Below are 2,442 nucleotides of genomic sequence, written 5' to 3' on the forward strand. Positions count from 1 at the left end.
AGGGCCCGCGGAAGAACAACTCATCCATTTCGCCGGTTCTGACCACCGCTGGCTATGTTGCTCCTCCTCGAAGCATCCCCAATACTCCTCGTCGTCGCGCCTCGCCAGCGGCGCCCAGTCCTCACCGAAACACACGAGTTGTTCTTCCGCGGGCCCTTGGCACAGCGTTTTCTGCGCGTCGCCGGGTGACGCCGGCTTCGAACACAGGGGATCAGCGCTGCAGGCCGCCCGTCAGCGATCGCCAGGCCGCGGCTCGGCATCTTGGAAGCGGTAGCCCACCCCGCGCAGCGTTTCGATGTAGGCTGCCGCGTTGCCGATCTTGTGTCGGAGTCGCTTCACGTGCGTGTCGACCGTCCTGGTGGTCACTTCCGAGCTCATGTCCCATACGTCCTGCAGCAAGCGCTCGCGGGTCTGCACGCGTCCTTTGCGGCTCAGGAGCGTGGTCAGCAGCCGAAACTCCAACGCGGTCAACGCCACTTCCTTGCCGTCGACCCAGACCCGGTGGCTGTCGGAGTCGATGCGCAAGGCCCCGAAGCTTAGCTCCTTGCTCGTCTCGCCGTTCGCGTGTCCTCGCCTCAGAATGGCCCGCACGCGTAGCAGCAGCTCCCGCACGCTGAACGGCTTGGTGACGTAGTCGTCGGCGCCTACTTCGAAGCCCACCACACGGTCGATTTCTTCCGCCTTGGCGGTCAGCATGATAATCGGGACCCTGCGCGTGGCTTCCCGCTGCCGCAGTATCCGGCACACCTCGGTACCGGCGAGGTCGGGCAGCATCAGATCGAGCACGATCAAGTCGGGACGACTATCGCCGGTGCTGCGCTGCAGCGCCTGCTCGCCCGTGCGCGCGATCACAGTACGGTATCCATCCTGCCGCAGGTTGTATTCCAGCAGATCAGCGATATCGCTCTCATCCTCGACGATCAGAATCAACGCCGCCATGTTGGGATCCTAGGCTCCGGCTGCCCGGGTGCCCGTGACAAGTTGGTGACATGGAAGGTCCGCCTTTTTCCGTGATTGGGTCGTAGCGCTGTGGTAGCGTCGGGCGCACTCCGTTGCCCGCCGGGCTGCGTCGGCCCGGGGTTGCCTGCCCCGAGCAGCGATGACCGAGACCCGTTCCAAGATTCCAGTTTCCATCGAGGAGGAGCTACGCAACTCGTACCTCGAATATGCCATGTCGGTCATCATCGGGCGAGCGATCCCCGATGTTCGTGACGGGTTGAAACCCGTGCATCGACGGGTGCTGTTTGCGATGCACGAGATGCGCATTCACTGGAACCAGAGCTATCGAAAGTCCGCCAGGGTCGTTGGCGAGGTGCTGGGCAAGTACCATCCCCACGGCGATTCGGCGGTCTACGACGCGCTCGTGCGGATGGCTCAGGACTTCTCCATGCGCTATCCGCTGGTCGATGGCCAGGGCAACTTCGGTTCCGTCGATGGCGATTCCCCGGCGGCCATGCGCTACACCGAGGTGCGCATGGCGCGCTTCGCCTCGGAGCTGCTTGCGGACATCGACAAAGACACCGTCGAATTCGGCTCCAATTTCGACGACAGCGAGCGCGAGCCGTTGGTCTTGCCCAGCCGGGTGCCGAACCTCTTGGTCAACGGCTCCGGCGGCATCGCCGTGGGGATGGCCACGAACATCGCGCCGCACAATCTCCGGGAGGTTGTCGACGCCACGGTGAGGCTGATTCGGAATCCCGAGCTCAGCGTCGACGAGCTGATGGCGGACGATCCAGCCACGGGTCGCCTCGGAGTGCGCGGCCCTGATTTCCCGACCGCCGGGCTCATCTACGGAACCCGTGGCATTCGGGATGGCTTCCACACCGGGCGCGGGCGTGTGGTAATGCGTGCCCGCTGTCACGTGGAACCAATCCCGGGCAAGGGCGGACGCGAACAGATCGTGATCACGGAGCTGCCCTATCAGGTCAACAAGGCGGAGCTCCTGAAGAAGATTGCGGACCTGGTGCGCGAGAAGCGCATCGAGGGCGTCAGCGACCTGCGCGACGAGTCGGACCGGCAAGGCATGCGCGCTGTGATCGAGCTCAAGCGCGATGCCGCGGATCAAATCGTGCTGAATCAGCTGTTTCAGCTGACTGCGCTGCAGAGCACGTTCGGCGTCAACAACCTGGCGATCGTCGGTGGCCGCCCGCAGCTGCTGAGCCTCAACGAGGTGCTGCAACACTTCATTCTCCATCGGCGCGAGGTCGTGACGCGCCGCACTCGTTTCGAGTTGCGCAGGGCAGAGGAGCAGCTCGAGATCGTGGAAGGTCTCGGAATGGCAGTCACGGAAGTCGACCTGGTGGTGTCGACCATTCGAGCTGCCGCGGACGTCGAGCAGGCTCGCATTGCGCTCGTGCAACTGCCCTTGAAGGGGCTCGAGCAGTTCGTGCAGCGTGCCGGCCGACCGCAGGACGAGGTCGACGCTGCCCGGGAGCGTGCGGA

The 2,442-nt window shown here is 64.3% G+C and carries 2 protein-coding genes; one reads left to right on the top strand and one right to left on the bottom strand.

Features of this window, described 5'->3' with window-relative positions; genetic code table 11:
* Positions 1-231: 231 nt before the first annotated feature.
* Entirely contained in the window at positions 232-939 is a 708-nt protein-coding gene (locus tag MJD61_05980; GenBank protein ID MCG8554824.1) for a response regulator transcription factor, read from the bottom strand.
* 160 nt (positions 940-1,099) lie between these two features.
* Between MJD61_05980 and MJD61_05985 the strand changes: the two genes are divergently transcribed.
* Positions 1,100-2,442: DNA gyrase subunit A (locus tag MJD61_05985; protein MCG8554825.1), on the top strand; the 1,343-nt coding region annotated here is incomplete at its 3' end.

This window comes from Pseudomonadota bacterium, from assembly GCA_022361155.1.
In the GTDB taxonomy this organism is placed as follows: Bacteria; Myxococcota_A; Polyangia; order Polyangiales; family JAKSBK01; genus JAKSBK01.